Annotated in this window: 14 protein-coding genes; all 14 read right to left on the bottom strand. The window is 72.6% G+C overall.

What is annotated here, in order from left to right; genetic code table 11:
• Positions 1-28: 28 nt before the first annotated feature.
• Complete coding sequence (locus tag IEY71_RS17315; protein WP_229781831.1) at positions 29-1,111, bottom strand: prephenate dehydrogenase; 1,083 nt, start codon at positions 1,109-1,111, stop codon at positions 29-31.
• Between the two features lies 1 nt (position 1,112).
• On the bottom strand, positions 1,113-1,919 hold the full coding sequence (locus IEY71_RS17310) for a pseudouridine synthase (protein ID WP_189086635.1): 807 nt from the start codon (positions 1,917-1,919) through the stop codon (positions 1,113-1,115).
• Positions 1,912-2,595, bottom strand: a complete 684-nt coding sequence (gene scpB, locus IEY71_RS17305) for an SMC-Scp complex subunit ScpB (RefSeq protein WP_416358609.1) — start codon at positions 2,593-2,595, stop codon at positions 1,912-1,914. The genes IEY71_RS17310 and scpB overlap by 8 nt, the downstream gene beginning before the upstream one ends.
• Before the next feature lie 118 nt (positions 2,596-2,713).
• Positions 2,714-3,565, bottom strand: a complete 852-nt coding sequence (locus tag IEY71_RS17300) for a segregation and condensation protein A (RefSeq protein WP_189086633.1) — start codon at positions 3,563-3,565, stop codon at positions 2,714-2,716.
• Positions 3,549-4,436 carry a ParA family protein gene (locus IEY71_RS17295; protein WP_189086632.1) on the bottom strand — a complete coding sequence of 296 codons (888 nt, stop codon included), beginning with the start codon at positions 4,434-4,436 and terminating at the stop codon, positions 3,549-3,551. Before IEY71_RS17295 ends, IEY71_RS17300 begins: the two co-directional genes overlap by 17 nt.
• A 54-nt stretch (positions 4,437-4,490) precedes the next feature.
• Positions 4,491-5,393, bottom strand: a complete 903-nt coding sequence (xerD, locus tag IEY71_RS17290) for a site-specific tyrosine recombinase XerD (RefSeq protein WP_229781830.1) — start codon at positions 5,391-5,393, stop codon at positions 4,491-4,493.
• Complete coding sequence (locus tag IEY71_RS17285) at positions 5,390-6,067, bottom strand: NUDIX domain-containing protein (RefSeq protein WP_189086630.1); 678 nt, start codon at positions 6,065-6,067, stop codon at positions 5,390-5,392. Before IEY71_RS17285 ends, xerD begins: the two co-directional genes overlap by 4 nt.
• On the bottom strand, positions 6,060-7,829 hold the full coding sequence (pyrG, locus tag IEY71_RS17280; RefSeq protein WP_189086629.1) for a CTP synthase: 1,770 nt from the start codon (positions 7,827-7,829) through the stop codon (positions 6,060-6,062). The genes IEY71_RS17285 and pyrG overlap by 8 nt, the downstream gene beginning before the upstream one ends.
• Positions 7,830-7,846: 17 nt before the next feature.
• Complete coding sequence (recN, locus tag IEY71_RS17275) at positions 7,847-9,544, bottom strand: DNA repair protein RecN (RefSeq protein ID WP_189086628.1); 1,698 nt, start codon at positions 9,542-9,544, stop codon at positions 7,847-7,849.
• Positions 9,545-9,562: 18 nt separating this feature from the next.
• Entirely contained in the window at positions 9,563-10,477 is a 915-nt protein-coding gene (locus IEY71_RS17270; RefSeq protein WP_189086627.1) for an NAD kinase, read from the bottom strand.
• A complete protein-coding gene (locus tag IEY71_RS17265) occupies positions 10,474-11,283 on the bottom strand; it encodes a TlyA family RNA methyltransferase (RefSeq protein ID WP_189086626.1) in 810 nt (269 codons plus the stop codon). Before IEY71_RS17265 ends, IEY71_RS17270 begins: the two co-directional genes overlap by 4 nt.
• 2 nt (positions 11,284-11,285) lie before the next feature.
• Complete coding sequence (locus IEY71_RS17260) at positions 11,286-11,456, bottom strand: hypothetical protein (RefSeq protein WP_189086625.1); 171 nt, start codon at positions 11,454-11,456, stop codon at positions 11,286-11,288.
• Between the two features lie 374 nt (positions 11,457-11,830).
• The gene (locus IEY71_RS17255; protein ID WP_189086624.1) at positions 11,831-12,862 is read right to left on the bottom strand and encodes an HAD-IIA family hydrolase; all 1,032 of its coding nucleotides are present in this window, start codon (positions 12,860-12,862) and stop codon (positions 11,831-11,833) included.
• The coding region (locus IEY71_RS18465; protein ID WP_308426167.1) for a primosomal protein at positions 12,837-14,716 on the bottom strand (1,880 nt) is incomplete at its 5' end. The genes IEY71_RS17255 and IEY71_RS18465, both read right to left, overlap by 26 nt.

Below are 14,716 nucleotides of genomic sequence, written 5' to 3'. Positions count from 1 at the left end.
GTCGGTGGCGCGGACGCCTGGCCGGGGGTCAGCCGGCGATGCGCCAACCGCGGGCGGCGAGCTCCTCGCTCAGGCGCTCGGCGGCCTCGGGCACCACCTGCACCTCGGCGAGGCCGACCTGGCGGCCCGGCGAGTGCTCGAGGCGCAGGTCCTCGAGGTTGACGCCGATCTCGCCGATCTCGGCGAGCAGGCGCGCGAGCTCGCCCGCACGGTCGTCGACCATGACGATGACGGTCGTGAAGCGCTTGTCGGTGCCGTGCTTGCCGGGCAGGCGCGAGACGCCCGTATTGCCCGCGGCGAGCTCCTCGGCGACGCGGCGCCGCGCCCCGGGCGCCTGCGGGGCCTCGAGCGCCTCGATGAAGCGGTCGAGGTCGTCGCGCACGGCCACGAGGATGTCGTGCACCGGCTCGGCGTTCGCACCGAGGATCTGCACCCACAGGTCGGGGTCGCTGGCCGCGATGCGGGTGACGTCGCGCACGCCCTGCCCGGCCAGGCCGAGCGCGGCGTTCGGCGCGTCGATGAACCGCCGCGCCATGACGCTCGACACCACCTGCGGCACGTGCGAGATGAGCGCGACGCCGCGGTCGTGCTCCTCCGGAGTCATCTCGACGAGGGTCGCCCCCAGGTCGAGGATGAGGTCGTCGATGGCGCCCGCACGCTGGTAGCTGATCGCGTCGTGGGCGGCCACGACCCACGGCCGGCCGACGAAGAGGTCGGCGCGGGCCGACAGCGGGCCGCCGCGCTCGCGACCGGCGAGCGGGTGCGAGCCGATGTACCGGGAGACGTCGGCGCCCTGCGCGACGAGCTCGGCCAGGATTCCGGCCTTCACGCTCGCGACGTCGGTGACGATCGCGTCGGGGTACGCCTCGAGCTCGGCCGCGACGACGCGGGCGGTGACGTCCGGCGGCACCGCGACGACGACGAGCTGCGGGGCGTCGCCCGGCGCGGCGGGGCGGCCGGCGCCGAGGTCCGCCGCGATCGCCACGTGCGTCGGCGAGGCGTCGTCGAGGATCACCTCGATGCCGCGCGAGCGGAGCCCCAGCGCGACGCTCGTGCCGAGCAGGCCCGCGCCGACGATCCGGACCGGGCCGGTCAGTCGTGACTCGACCACGTCAGTCCTCCTTCGCGCCGGCGGTTCCGCGCGCCGCCTCGGCCTGACGGGCGATGGTCAGCAGTGCGCCGCGCTCGGCCTTCGTCAGCTCCCGGAGCTGACCGGACCTGAGTGTACCAAGGTGCAGCGGCCCGAACTGGCGGCGCACGAGCTCGACGACGGGGTGCCCCACCTCCTTCAGCATGCGGCGCACGATGCGGTTGCGGCCGGAGTGCAGGGTGAGCTCGACGATGCTGTGCCGCGCGTCGCCCTGCGCCTGCAGGAGCTTCGCCCGATCGGCCCGGATGGGTCCGTCGTCGAGCTCGACCCCCTGCTTCAGGCGCTGCAGCGTCTGCGGGGTCACGCGGCCGCGCACCTTCGCGATGTAGGTCTTCTCGACCCCGAACGACGGGTGGGCGAGCACGTGGGCGAGCTCGCCGTCGTTCGTGAGGAGCAGCAGGCCGCTCGTCTCCGCGTCGAGGCGGCCGACGTTGTAGACGCGGTCGTCGAGTTCGTCGGTGAAGCGGCGGAGGTCGGGGCGGCCCTGCTCGTCCTTCATCGACGACACGACGCCCGTCGGTTTGTTCAGCACGTAGTAGCGCTTCGCCGTGTCGAGCTGCACGGCGACGCCGTCGACGGACACCTGGTCGATCGCGGGGTCGACCCGGGTGCCGAGCTCGGTCACGACCTTCCCGTTCACCTCGATGCGACCCTGCACGAGGTAGTCCTCGATGACCCGGCGCGAGGCGACGCCGGCGGCGGACAGCACCTTCTGCAGGCGCTGCGGGCCGCCCGCTGCGGGCTCTGTGGGGGTGACGGGCTCAGCCATCGAGATCGAATCCTTCCTGGCCGTCGTCGAGGAGCGGCGAGATGTGCGGTAGTTCGTCGAGCGAGTTGATGCCGAGGTGGACGAGGAGCTGCTCGGTCGTGCCGTAGAGGATCGCACCCGTCTCGGGGTCGGTGTCGACCTCGGTCACGAGGCCGCGGCCGAGCAGGGTGCGCACCACCGAGTCGACGTTCACGGCGCGGATCGAGGCGACCTGCGAGCGGGAGATCGGCTGCTTGTACGCGATCACGGCGAGCGTCTCGAGCGCCGCCTGGGAGAGCTTGGTCGAGGTCTGCGTCAGCACGAAGCCGGCGACGAGCGCGTCGTACTCCTGGCGCACGTAGAAGCGCCAGCCGCCGCCGACCTCGCGCAGCTCGAAGGCGCGCCGGCCGCCGCCGACGAGGGCGGGCGCCTCGGCCACGTCGGTGCGGGGCTCCCCCGAGGTGCCGGTGCCGTCGTAGTCGGCGACGAGGCGGGCGATCGCGGCGCGCACCTCGGCGACGGGCCGCGCGACCGTCGCCGCGAGCTGGACGACGCCGAGCGGCTCGTCGGAGATGAACAGGATCGCCTCGATGGCGCGGTCGAGGTCGAGCCGGTGCTGGCCGGGCACGTCGAGGGGCGTCGCGACGGAGAGCTCCGGCGCCTCGTCGGCGGACGCCTCCGTTCCGGATGCCTCGATCGCGGATGCCTCGATCGCGGATGCCTCGATCGCGGATGCCTCGGCCGAGGCATCCGTCGTCGTGACCTCTTGCCCGGCCGGATCCTGCACGCCCTCGCTCTGCTCGGTCTGCTCGGTCTCAGTCGTCATAGTCGGCTCCCAGGCTCTCGAGCTTGTCGTCGCTCCACGTGTCGGTCGCCCAGCGCAGCGTCAGCTCGCCGAGCGGCTCCAGTTGTTCGAAGCCGATCGCCGCGTGCCGGTAGAGCTCGAGCACGGCGATGAAGCGCGCCACGACGACGCCTTGCCGGTCGACGCCGGCGATCAGCTGGCGGAAGGTGACGGGCTCGCCGCGCCTCAGCACGGCCACGACGTGCGCCGCCTGCTCCCGGATGGAGACGACGGGCGCGTGCAGGTGGTCGAGCCCGACCACGGGGATCTCGCGCGGCGTGAGCGCGAGCACCGCGAGCGCGGCGAAGTCCTCGGCCGACAGGGTCCAGCGCAGCTCCGGGGCGGGCTGGCGGAACCGTTCCTCGAGCCGCACCGTGCGGGCGTGCCGCGTGCCCTCGCGCTCGAGCCCGGCCTGGAACCAGCGCGCGGCCTCCTTGAACGCCCGGTACTGCAGCAGCCGGGCGAAGAGCAGATCCCGGGCCTCGAGGAGCGCCACGTCCTCCGCGTCGACGAGCTCGCCCTGCGGCAGCAGCCCCGCGATCTTCAGGTCGAGCAGCGTCGCCGCGACGACGAGGAACTCGCTGGCCCGGTCGAGCTCCTCCTCGGAGTCGAGCCCGCGCAGGTAGGAGATGAACTCGTCCGTGACCTTGGACAGCGAGACCTCGGTGATGTCGAGCTCGTGCTTCGTGATGAGCGAGAGGAGCAGGTCGAACGGCCCCTCGAAGTTCGTCAGCGCGACCCGGAATCCCGGGTCGCCCTCTGCCGCGCCCTCCGCCGGGGGCTGCGCGTCGGCCGGGGCGGCTGCCTCAGGCGACCGCGCCACGGAACACCAGCTCGCGGGCGAGCTGCCGGTAGGCCTTCGACGCCTGGTGCTCGGGCGCGAACTCCGTGATGGGCGTCGCCGCGACGGTGGCGTCGGGGAACTTCACCGTGCGCGTGATGACGGTCTCGAGCACCCGGTCGCCGAAGGCGTCGACGACGCGCTCGAGGACCTCGCGCGAGTGCAGCGTGCGGGAGTCGTACATCGTCGCGAGGATGCCGTCGAGCGTGATGGCGGGGTTCAGTCGGTCGCGCACCTTGTCGATCGTCTCGATGAGCAGCGCGACCCCGCGCAGCGCGAAGTACTCGCACTCGAGCGGGATGACCACGCCGTGGCTCGCGGTGAGCGCGTTCACCGTCAGCAGGCCGAGCGACGGCTGGCAGTCGATGAGGATGACGTCGTAGTCGGCCGAGACCTTGCGCAGCACGCCGGCGAGGATCTGCTCGCGCGCCACCTCGGTGACGAGATGCACCTCGGCGGCGGAGAGGTCGATGTTCGCCGGGATGACGTCGAAGTTCGCGACCGCGGTGTGCTGGATGGCGTCGGCCGGCTCGATGCCGCGGGAGAGCAGCAGGTCGTAGATCGTCGGCACGTCGTGGGTCTGCACGCCGAGCCCGGCGGACAGCGCGCCCTGCGGGTCGAAGTCGATCGCGAGCACCCGGCGGCCGTACTCGGCGAGCGTCGCACCGAGGTTGATGGTCGTCGTCGTCTTGCCGACGCCGCCCTTCTGGTTGCAGAGCGCGATGATCCGGGCGGGGCCGTGCTCGCGCAGCGCCGGCGGCGTGGGGAACTCGCGCAGCGGTCGACCGGTCGGACCGAGCTTCGACTCCTGCGGCGCCGTGGTGCTCGCGGGGTCGCGCTTCTGGTCGGTCACGTGGTCTCTCCTCCTCAGCGGGCGCCCGTCGGGTCGAGCGATGCTTGGTCGATTCTAGCGAGCGCGCGGGTGGGCGGTCGTGTACATCTCCCGGAGTGTATCGGCCGTGACGAGGGTGTAGATCTGCGTCGTCGCCACCGAGGAGTGGCCGAGCAGCTCCTGGACGACGCGCACGTCGGCTCCGCCGGAGAGCAGATGGGTCGCGAAGGAGTGGCGCAGCGTGTGCGGCGACACCTCCAGGCCGAGTTCGGCGCGGTCCGCGGCCTCCGTGATCGCGACCCACGCCGCCTGCCGGCTGAGACGCCCGCCCCGGGCACCGAGGAAGAGCGCCGGGGTCGCCGTGCCGCGGCTCGAGAGCTGCGGCCGCACCCGCACGAGGTACGCCTCGATCGCGGCCCTGGCGTAGCTGCCGACGGGCACGATCCGCTCCTTGCCGCCCTTGCCGAACAGGCGCACGACCTCGGCGTCGACGAGGTCGTCGACGTTCAGCCCGACCGCCTCCGACACGCGCGCACCGGTCGCGTAGAGCAGCTCGAGCAGCGCTTTGTCGCGCACCCGCAGCGGCTCGTCGCCGTCGGTCGCCGCGAGCAGCCGCTCGACCGCTTCGATCGGGATCGCCTTCGGCAAGCGCGCCGGGAGCTTCGGCGGCTTCAGCTCGCGCGCCGCGTCGGTCTCGGTCAGGCCCTCCTCGGCGAGGAAGCGGTGCAGGCCGCGCACCGTGGACAGCACCCGGGCGACCGAGGAGTTCGCGAGGGCGGGCTGCCGCTCGGCGCTGAGGTAGCGCTGGAAGGCGGCGAGCTCCGCGGCTCCGACGGACGCGGGGCCGGCGTGACCGGCCTGCTCGAGCCATCCGCCGTAGATCCGGAGGTCGCGCCGGTACGAGGCGACGGTGTTCCGCGCGAGCCCCCGCTCCACCGCGAGGTGTCGCAGGTAGCCGTCGATCTCGCGGGAACTCACGCCCCGGCTGCCTCGCGCCCGGGCTTCGAGTCCCACGGTGCATCCGCGGGGGCGAGACTGGCCCAGCCGCGCGCCCGCGAGGCCGCCGCGGCGAGCACGGCGACCGTGAGCGGGGCGTTCGACACCCGCCGGTCGAGCACCGCATCGACGCAGTCGTCGAGGGCCACCCAGGCGGTCACGAGCTCCGCCTCCTCCTCGGTGCGCTCGTAGCGCACGGGCGTGCCGCGCAGCTCGCGCGCGAGGTAGATGCGGATGGCCTCGTCGCTGCCCCCGGGCGAGGTGTGGATGTCGGCGAGCACCGCCCACTCGGCCGCCTCGAGGTCGGCCTCCTCGGCGAGCTCGCGCTGCGCCGCGAGGAGCGGGTCCTCGCCGACGACATCGAGCAGGCCCGCCGGGATCTCCCAGTCGTTCAGGCGGACCGGGTGCCGGTACTGGCGGATGAGCAGCGCGCGGTCGTCGCGATCGAGCGCAAGCACGCCGACGGCGCCCGGATGGTCCATGAAGTCCCGGGTCACCGGGGCGCCGGCGAACTCGAAGGTCTCGCGACGGATGTCCCACACGCGTCCCTCGAACGCGAGCTCCGAGCTGAGGATCAGCGACTCGGCTCGCTCGTCGGCGAGCGACGGACCGACGGGAGTCCCGCCGACCGTCGGCTCGCCGAAGGGCTCAGCCATTGTCCACGTCGTCGTCGAACAGCTTCGACGCCGCCTGGCGCTCGAGCGCGGCGGCCACGAGGCCGCGGAACAGGGGGTGCGGCGAGTTCGGCCGGCTGCGCAGCTCCGGGTGGGCCTGCGTGGCCACGTAGAACGGGTGGACCTCGCGCGGCAGCTCGACGTACTCGACGAGGTTGCGGTCGGGCGAGAGCCCCGAGAACGACAGTCCCGCCTCGGCGATCCGGTCGCGGTAGGCGTTGTTCACCTCGTAGCGGTGCCGGTGCCGCTCGGAGACCTCGGTCGAGCCGTACAGCTCGGCGACGATCGAGCCCTCGGCGAGGGCCGCCGGGTAGAGGCCGAGCCGCATCGTGCCGCCCAGGTCGCCGCCCGAGATGATCTCGACCTGCTCCTCCATGGTCGCGATGACCGGGAACTCGGTGTCGGGGTCGAACTCGCTCGACGACGCGCCGGGGAGGCCGGCGACGTTCCGCGCGTACTCGATGACCATGCACTGCAGGCCGAGGCAGAGGCCGAGTGCGGGAATGCCGTTCTCCCGCGCGAAGCGGAGCGCCCCGAGCTTGCCCTCGATGCCGCGCACGCCGAAGCCGCCGGGCACGCAGATGCCGTCGAGGTGCGCGAGGTGCTTCTGGGCGCCCTCGGGCGTCTCGCACTCGTCGGAGGGGATCCACTCGATGCGGACCTTCGCGTCGTTGCCGAAGCCGCCCGCGCGGAGCGCCTCGGTGACCGAGAGGTAGGCGTCGGGCAGGTCGATGTACTTGCCGACGAGGCCGATGGTGACCTCGTGCTTCGGGTCGTGCACGACCTTCAGCAGCTCCGCCCAGCCCGACCAGTCGACCTCGCCGGCCTTGCGGTCGAGCCCGAGCGCGTCGACGATGTACGCGTCGAGGCCCTGCGTGTTCAGCAAGGTCGGGATGTCGTAGATCGAGGGCACGTCGACCGCGTTCACCACGGCGGCCTCGTCGACATCGCACATGAGCGCGATCTTGCGCTTGTTCGACTCCGTGACGGGCCGGTCGCTGCGCAGCACGAGCGCGTCGGGCTGGATGCCGATCGAACGGAGCGCGGCGACCGAGTGCTGCGTCGGCTTCGTCTTCTGCTCACCGGAGGCGCCCATGAACGGCACGAGCGAGACGTGCACGAAGAAGACGTTCTTGCGGCCGAGCTCGTGGCGCACCTGGCGTGCGGACTCGATGAAGGGCTGCGACTCGATGTCGCCGACCGTGCCGCCGATCTCGGTGATGATCACGTCGGGCTTGGGCGATTCCGAGGCCTGCAGCCGCATGCGGCGCTTGATCTCGTCGGTGATGTGCGGGATGACCTGCACCGTGTCGCCGAGGTACTCGCCGCGGCGCTCCTTGGCGATGACGGTCGAGTAGATCTGGCCGGTCGTGACGTTGGCCGCCTGGGAGAGCTCGATGTCGAGGAAGCGCTCGTAGTGGCCGATGTCGAGGTCGGTCTCGGCCCCGTCGTCGGTGACGAACACCTCGCCGTGCTGGAAGGGGTTCATCGTGCCCGGGTCGACGTTCAGGTACGGGTCGAGCTTCTGCATCACCACCCGCAGCCCGCGAGCCGTGAGCAGGTTGCCGAGACTGGCCGCCGTCAGGCCCTTGCCCAATGAGGAAACGACACCACCAGTCACGAAGATGTGCTTGGTCGTGTCGTCGGAAAAGTCAGTATTCGAGTGCTGTGCGCCGCGTTCATCCACCACGGGCTTATAGTCTAACCCACGCTCGGACTCCGAGTGCCCGACATGCCGTCCCATGGCTCCCCCTTCGTCCTTCATGCCGCCCGCTCGGCGGCGATCTCGAGCAGTTCGCGCGCGTGCGCGAGACCGATCTCGGAGTCGGTGAGGCCCGACAGCAGGCGCGCCATCTCGGCCTCCCGCTCGGCCCCGAGCAACTGGCGCACGCTCGAACTCGTCACCTGGCCGTCGGTGCCCTTCACGACGCTCAGGTGGTTGCCGGCGAACGCCGCGACCTGGGCGAGGTGGGTCACGACGATGACCTGGGAGCGCTCGGCGAGCTTCGCGAGCCGTCGGCCGATCTCGATGGCCGCCGCTCCCCCGACCCCGGCGTCGACCTCGTCGAACACGAACGTCGGCACCGGATCGACCGCGCCGATGACGACCTCGATCGCGAGCATCACCCGCGAGAGTTCGCCGCCCGACGCCCCCTTCGACACCGACCGCGGCTCGGCCCCGGGGTGCGGGCGCAGCAGGATCTGCACCTGGTCGCGGCCGTGCGCCCCCGGCTCCTCGAGCGGCTCGACCGACACGCTCAGCACCGCGTCGGGCATGGCGAGCGCCGCGAGCTCGGCCGTGACGGCCGAGGCGAGACGCTCGGCCGCGGAGCTGCGCAGCGCCGTGAGCTCGTCGGCGAGCCGGTCGAGCTCGTCGCGGAGACGCTCGACGGATGCCTCGAGCAGCGCGATGCGGTCGTCGTCGCCGTCGAGCTCGACGAGCCGCAGCCCGCCCGTCCGGCGGAACTCGATCGCCTCGTCGAGGGAGCCGTGCCGACGCACGAGCCCCGCGAGCAGCGCCCGGCGCTCCTGCACGAGTTCGAGCTCGCGGGCGCCGTCGGCGTCGAGCGAGGCGAGGTAGCCCGAGAGCTCGGCCGCGGCATCCGCGAGCAGGAAGCCCGCGTTCGTGAGCACCTCGGCGATCGGAGCGAGCGCCGCATCGAAGCCGGCGACCCGTTCGAGCTGGCGCCGGGCGCCCTCGACGAGTCCGACGGCGTCGGCCGTGCCGTCGACGGCCTCCTCGGCGGACACCAGCTCGCGGGCCTGGGCGGCGGCGAGCCGCAGCTCCTCGAGGTTCGTCAGCCGCTCGGAGCGCTCGTGCAGCTCCTCGTCCTCGCCGGGCTGCGGGTCGATGGTCTCGAGCTCGTCGAGCGCCTCGCGGAGCTCCTCGGCCTCGCGGACCCGGGCGTCATGGTCCGACCGGAGTGTGGCGAGCTCAGCGACATCCGCCCGCCAGGCCTCGAATCCGGAACGGTAGGCGTCGAGCGCTGCCGCGAGCGGCGCCCCGCCGAAGCGGTCGAGGGCCTCGCGCTGCGCGGTGGCGGAGCGGAGCCGTTGCTGATCGGCCTGACCGTGCACGACGACGAGCTCCTCGCCGAGTTCGGCGAGGACGCCGACCGGCGCGCTGCGCCCGCCGACGACCGCCCGACTGCGCCCCTCCGCGGACACCGAGCGGCCGAGCAGCAGCTCGCCGGCCTCGATCTCGCCGCCGGTCTCCGCGACACGATCGGCCACGGCCTCGGGGTCGGCGAGCAGCCAGCGCCCCTCGACCCAGGCCTGCTTCGCTCCCGCCCGCACGGCCGCGGCGTCGGAGCGCGCGCCCAGCAGCAGTCCGAGCGCGGTCACCACCATCGTCTTGCCCGCACCGGTCTCGCCGGTCACCGCGGTGAAGCCCGGTCCGAGCGGCAGCGTCGCCTCGGCGATGACGCCGAGGTCGCGGATGCCGAGTTCTTCGATCACGTGCGCCTCCGTTCGCGCTCAGTCACGGCCGCTCGGCCCCCGCCAGCCGGTCACCGGGAGTTGGAACTTGTTCACGAGCCGATCGGTGAAGGGCGCCTCGTGGAGCCTCGCGAGCCGGACCGGCACCGCGGACCGCCGCACGATCACCCGGGAACCGGCGGGAAGGTCGAAGGTGCGCCGGCCGTCGCACCAGATCACGGCGCTGGTCTCGGTGCGCTGCAGGATCTCGACCGCGAGCGAGGACTCGGGCCCGACGACGAGGGGCCGTGCGAAGAGCGCGTGCGCGGACAGCGGCACGAGCAGCAGCGCTTCGAGGCTCGGCCAGACGACCGGGCCGCCCGCGGAGAACGCGTACGCGGTTGAGCCCGTCGGCGTCGACATCACGACGCCGTCGCAGCCGAACGAGGACAGCGGACGCCGATCGACCTCGATCACGACCTCGAGCATGCGCTCGCGCTCGGCCTTCTCGACGGTGACCTCGTTCAGCGCCCAGCTCTCGTACACGACCTCGGCGCCGACCTTGGCCCGCACGGAGAGCGTCATGCGCTCCTCGACGGCGTAGTCGCGGGCGAGCGCCCTGGTGATCGTGAGGCCGAGGTCGTCGCGCTCGCTCTCGGCGAGGAAGCCGACGTGACCGAGATTGACGCCGAGCAGCGGCGCCGGGTGCGGGCGGATCAGCTCGGCCGCGCGGAGGATCGTGCCGTCGCCGCCGAGGACGATGACGAGTTCGATGACCGCGGGATCGACCGCCTCGAGGCGGAGCGCCCGGCCGTCGAGTTCGGGGACGACCTCCTGCACGTCGTCCCAGTGCTCGGCGGCGATGACCGGCACCGCCCCCTCGGCGAGCAGCCGCTGGCAGACCTCGACCGTCGCCTCGAGCGCGGCGGCGCGCCCGGTGTGGGAGACGACGAGGAAGTGCCGTGCTGCGCTCATGCCGCGCCCCCTCTCGCCAGCCGTTCGATGCGACTCGACCATTCTGACGGATCGGAGCCCCGCATCGCCGTCAGATGCACCAGGAACTCCTGGTTGCCCTGCCCTCCGGCGATCGGCGACGCCGCGACGCCCGCGGTGCGCAGGCCGAGATCGTGCGCGGCCCAGAGCACGTCGTTCACGGCGTCGGCGCGGCGCGCCGGGTCACGCACGATGCCCTCACGGGTGCCGCCCCGGCCGACCTCGAACTGCGGCTTCACGAGCAGCACGAAATCGGCCTCGGGCGCCGCGGTGGCGACGAGCGCCGGCAGCACCGTCGTGAGCGAGATGAACGAGAGGTCGGCGGTGACGAGGTCGGGGCGTTCGGCGACCCCGGTCAGCGCGGCGAGCCCCTCCGCGTCGAGGGTGCGGACGTTGCAGCCCTCGACGAGCACGATGCGCTCATGGCCGAGGAGCTCGGGCGCGAGCTGCCCGTGGCCGACGTCGACCGCGAGCACACGTCGTGCCCCCCGCTCGAGCAGCACCTGGGTGAAGCCGCCGGTCGACGCGCCGGCGTCGAGCGCGAGGCGTCCGTCGACGCCGACGGAGAACTCGTCGAGCGCCGCGAGCAGCTTGTGGGCCGCCCGGCTCACGTAGTGGTCGGCGGACGCGACGGCGAGCTCGGACTCCGCGGCGACCCGCGTCGAGGCTTTGACGACCGGGCGACCGTCGACGGTGACCGCACCGGCGGCGATGAGGGCGGCCGCGTGGGTGCGGGATCGCGCGAGTCCGCGCTCGGCGAGGGCGGCGTCGAGGCGGGAATCGGGCATGCTCACCCCGCGCTGCGGCTCGGGTCGGACTGCTCGAGCTCCGAACGGAGGGCGTCGGCGAGCTGGCGGTACCCGGCGGCGCGCTCGGAGAGCGGGGCCGACTCGAGCTCGTCGAGCGCCGCCCGGGTGGCCTCGCTCAGGTCTCGGGGCTCGGAGTTCGATGCGTCGCTCACGACCTCAACGCTACCGGCACCCGACGACGAACGGGCCGTGGTTTCCCCCAGCCGGCTCCCTGAGCCCGTCGCATCCCCGCTGGTTCCCTGAGCTTGTGGAAGGGAGCTTGTCGAAGGGAGCCCGTCGAAGGGAGCCGAACGCTTCGACAAGCTCAGCGAACCATCCCGTGGTCCCCTGAGCTTGTCGAAGGGAGCCTGTCGAAGGGAGCCCGTCGAAGGAATCCGAACGCTTCGACGAGCTCAGCGAACCATCCCGTGGCTCCCTGAGCCTGTCGAAGGGAGCCTGTCGAAGGGATCCGAACGCTTCGACAGGCTCAGCGAACCATCCCGTGGTCCCCTGAGCCCGTCGAAGGGAGCCCGTCGAAGGAGACGCCTCAGGCGTACAGCCGCTCGGGAACGTCGAGGGCGTGGATCGGCAGCCCCGATCCCCAGATCGCCGCGCAGGCGGCGCGCAGCAGGTCGATGCCGCCGTCGCCCTCGTCGACCACGACGACGCGCCCACCGTCGACCTTCACGGCGGCGCGGCCGACGCGCAGGACTCCCCCGCGACGTTCCTCGGTCTCCGGGTACGGCTCGTGCAGCCCGCGGAGGTCCTCGAGAATGTAGTCGGGCCGACTGTCGGCCTTCGCGGCGAGCAGCTGCTTGGCCCGATCGATGCCGGTGAGCACCACGGCCGAGCGGATCCCGGCGCGGCGCGCACCGAGGATGTCCGTGTCGAGCCGGTCCCCCACCATGAGCGGCGCCGACGCGCCGAATCGGCGGACGGCTTCGTCGAAGATGGCCCGCTCCGGCTTGCCCGCGACGAGCGGGAAGCGCCCGACGGCGGTGTGCACGGCGGACACGAGCGTCCCGTTGCCGGGCGCGATGCCACGGGCGACGGGGATCGTCCAATCCATGTTCGTCGCGATCCAGGGGATCCCCCCGGGGACGTCCGGGCCGCCGTGCGCGTTCAGCGCGAACGCGGCCTCGGCGAGCTGCGTCCAGCCGACGTCGGGCGCGAATCCCTGCACCACGGCCGCCGGCGCGTCGTCGGCCGAACGGGTGACCCGGTAGCCGCGACGCTCGAGTTCCGTGATGATCCCCTCGCCTCCGACGACGAGGACGAGGGCGCCGGGCTCGACCTGCTCGCCGAGCAGGTGCATCGCCGCCTGCGGCGAGGTGACGACCTCGCTCGGGACGACGTCCAGGCCCAGCTCGGCCAGGTGCGCGGCGACCGAGACGTCGCTTCGGGACGCGTTGTTCGTGAGGTAGCCGACGGCGCTGCCGTGCTTGGCGAGGTTGAGGCTCTCCACGGCGTACGGGATCGCTCCGTGCCCCTGGTAGACGACACCGTCCAGGTCCGCGAAGACCGCGTCCACGCCGTCGAGCGGCGTGGCGGGCTCAGTCTTCGCGCGGAAGAGCGCCATCGGCGTCCGACTCCCCTTCGACCTCGGTGCTCTCGGGCTCAGCGCCGGCCTCGGCCTCTGCACTGGCATCGGCATCGGCTTCAGCACCAACCTCGGCTTCAGCACCGGCCTCAGGCGCAGCTTCCTCCTCCGCCGGCCCCGGCTCCACGTGCACGTCGCCCTCGTCCTCGTCCTCGTCCTCGTCGAGCACGAACACTTCGAAGACCTCGGACTCGGCCGGGCCGGCCAGGGCCGCCTCGGCACGCAGCGCGCGAGCGCGCCAGTCCGCGGCATCCGCCTCACGGCCCAACTCGTCGAGTACCTCGGCGTACGCCAGGAACAGCGAGGGGCTGTAGGAGAAGGCACGATCCGGATCGAGCTGCGGGATCTCGAGCTCCGCGAGCGCCAGCTCCGTCTCACCCCGGTCGAGCCGTGCACCGGACATCGCGATCGCGAGCGAGACCTGCACTCCCGCCGGCAGCGTCGAGCGGTCCACCGAACGTCCGAGCTCCAGCGCGCGGTCGGGACGACCCACCCCGCGTTCGCTGTCGACCATGAGCGGCAGCTGCTCGTCGCTGCCGGTGATGCGGCGATAGGTGCGCAGCTCGCGCAGCGCCAGCGCGAAGTCGCCGGTCGCGTACGCCGTGATCGCGAGCGTTTCGCGGACGACGCCGATCCGGCCACCACGACGGGATGCCGAGAGGGCATGCCGGTGCGCGAGCTCCGGATCGGTGTCGAGGAACTCGGCCGCGGCGGCCAGGTGCACGGCCACCCAGTCGGCGTTCTCCTTCGTCAGCGTGCGCAGCTCGGCGCGAGCGCTCTTCTCGAGCGACGCCGGGCGAATGTGCTCCGGCACGATCGGATCGTCGTGACGCGGGCGGATCTGACGCATCGAGGCGCCGTGCGAATCCGGGCGGGGCCGATCGGCCTCGGGCCGGCCGCCGCGGTCCCGATCGTCGCGCTGCTCCCACGGCTTGCGAGGCCCGCGGTCGCCATCACGGCGCGGGCCGCCGGTGCGAGCACCATCGCGCTCCCACGGTTTGCGGTCCCCATCACGACGCGGGCCGCCGGAACGATCGTTGTCCCACGGCTTGCGGTCACCGTCGCGACGCGGAGCGCCGGAGCGCTCCCCACCGCGTTCCCAGGGCTTGCGGTCACCGTCGCGGCGCGGAGCACCGGCGCGCTCACCGCCGCGACCGCCGTCGCGCTCCCACGGCTTGCGGTCACTGTCACGACGCGGACCGGACGCGCGGTCCTTCTCCCACGGCTTACGGTCACCGTCGCGACGCGGAGCACCAGAACGCTCGCCGCCGCGCTCCCACGACTTCCGCTCGCCATCGCGACGCGGGCCGCCGGAACGCTCACCGCCGCGACCGCCGTCGCGCTCCCACGGCTTGCGGTCACCGTCACGACGCGGACCGGACGCGCGGTCCTTCTCCCACGGCTTACGGTCACCGTCACGGCGCGGAGCGCCGGAACGCTCACCGTCACGCTCCCACGGCTTGCGAGCGCCGTCGCAGCGCGGACCGGACGCGCGGTCCTTGTCCCACGGCTTGCGCTCGGACGGGCGTCGGTCGCCACCGCGCGGGCCGCTGCTGCGATCCCCGCGAGGTGCGCCGCCATCGCGACGCTGGCCTCCGTCGCGCGAGCCATACTCGCGCTTCGGGCGTTCTGAGCGTCCCCGGTCGTCGGAGCTCCGCTCCCCATCGTTCCTGGAATCGCTCACGCTCAGCCTGCCGTCTCTTGAAGTCTCATCCGCCTCGAGGCTATCGGGCGGGCTCAAATCAGTGGTGAAATGCCGAAAGGCCACCCCGGGGTTCGGGGTGGCCTTTCGTGAATGGGTGTCCGGCGGTGTCCTACTCTCCCACAGGGTCC

Origin of the sequence: Agromyces mediolanus (genome assembly GCF_014648575.1) — a bacterium.
Taxonomy (GTDB): domain Bacteria; phylum Actinomycetota; class Actinomycetes; order Actinomycetales; family Microbacteriaceae; genus Agromyces; species Agromyces mediolanus.
This window is presented reverse-complemented; position numbering and strand designations above follow the sequence as displayed.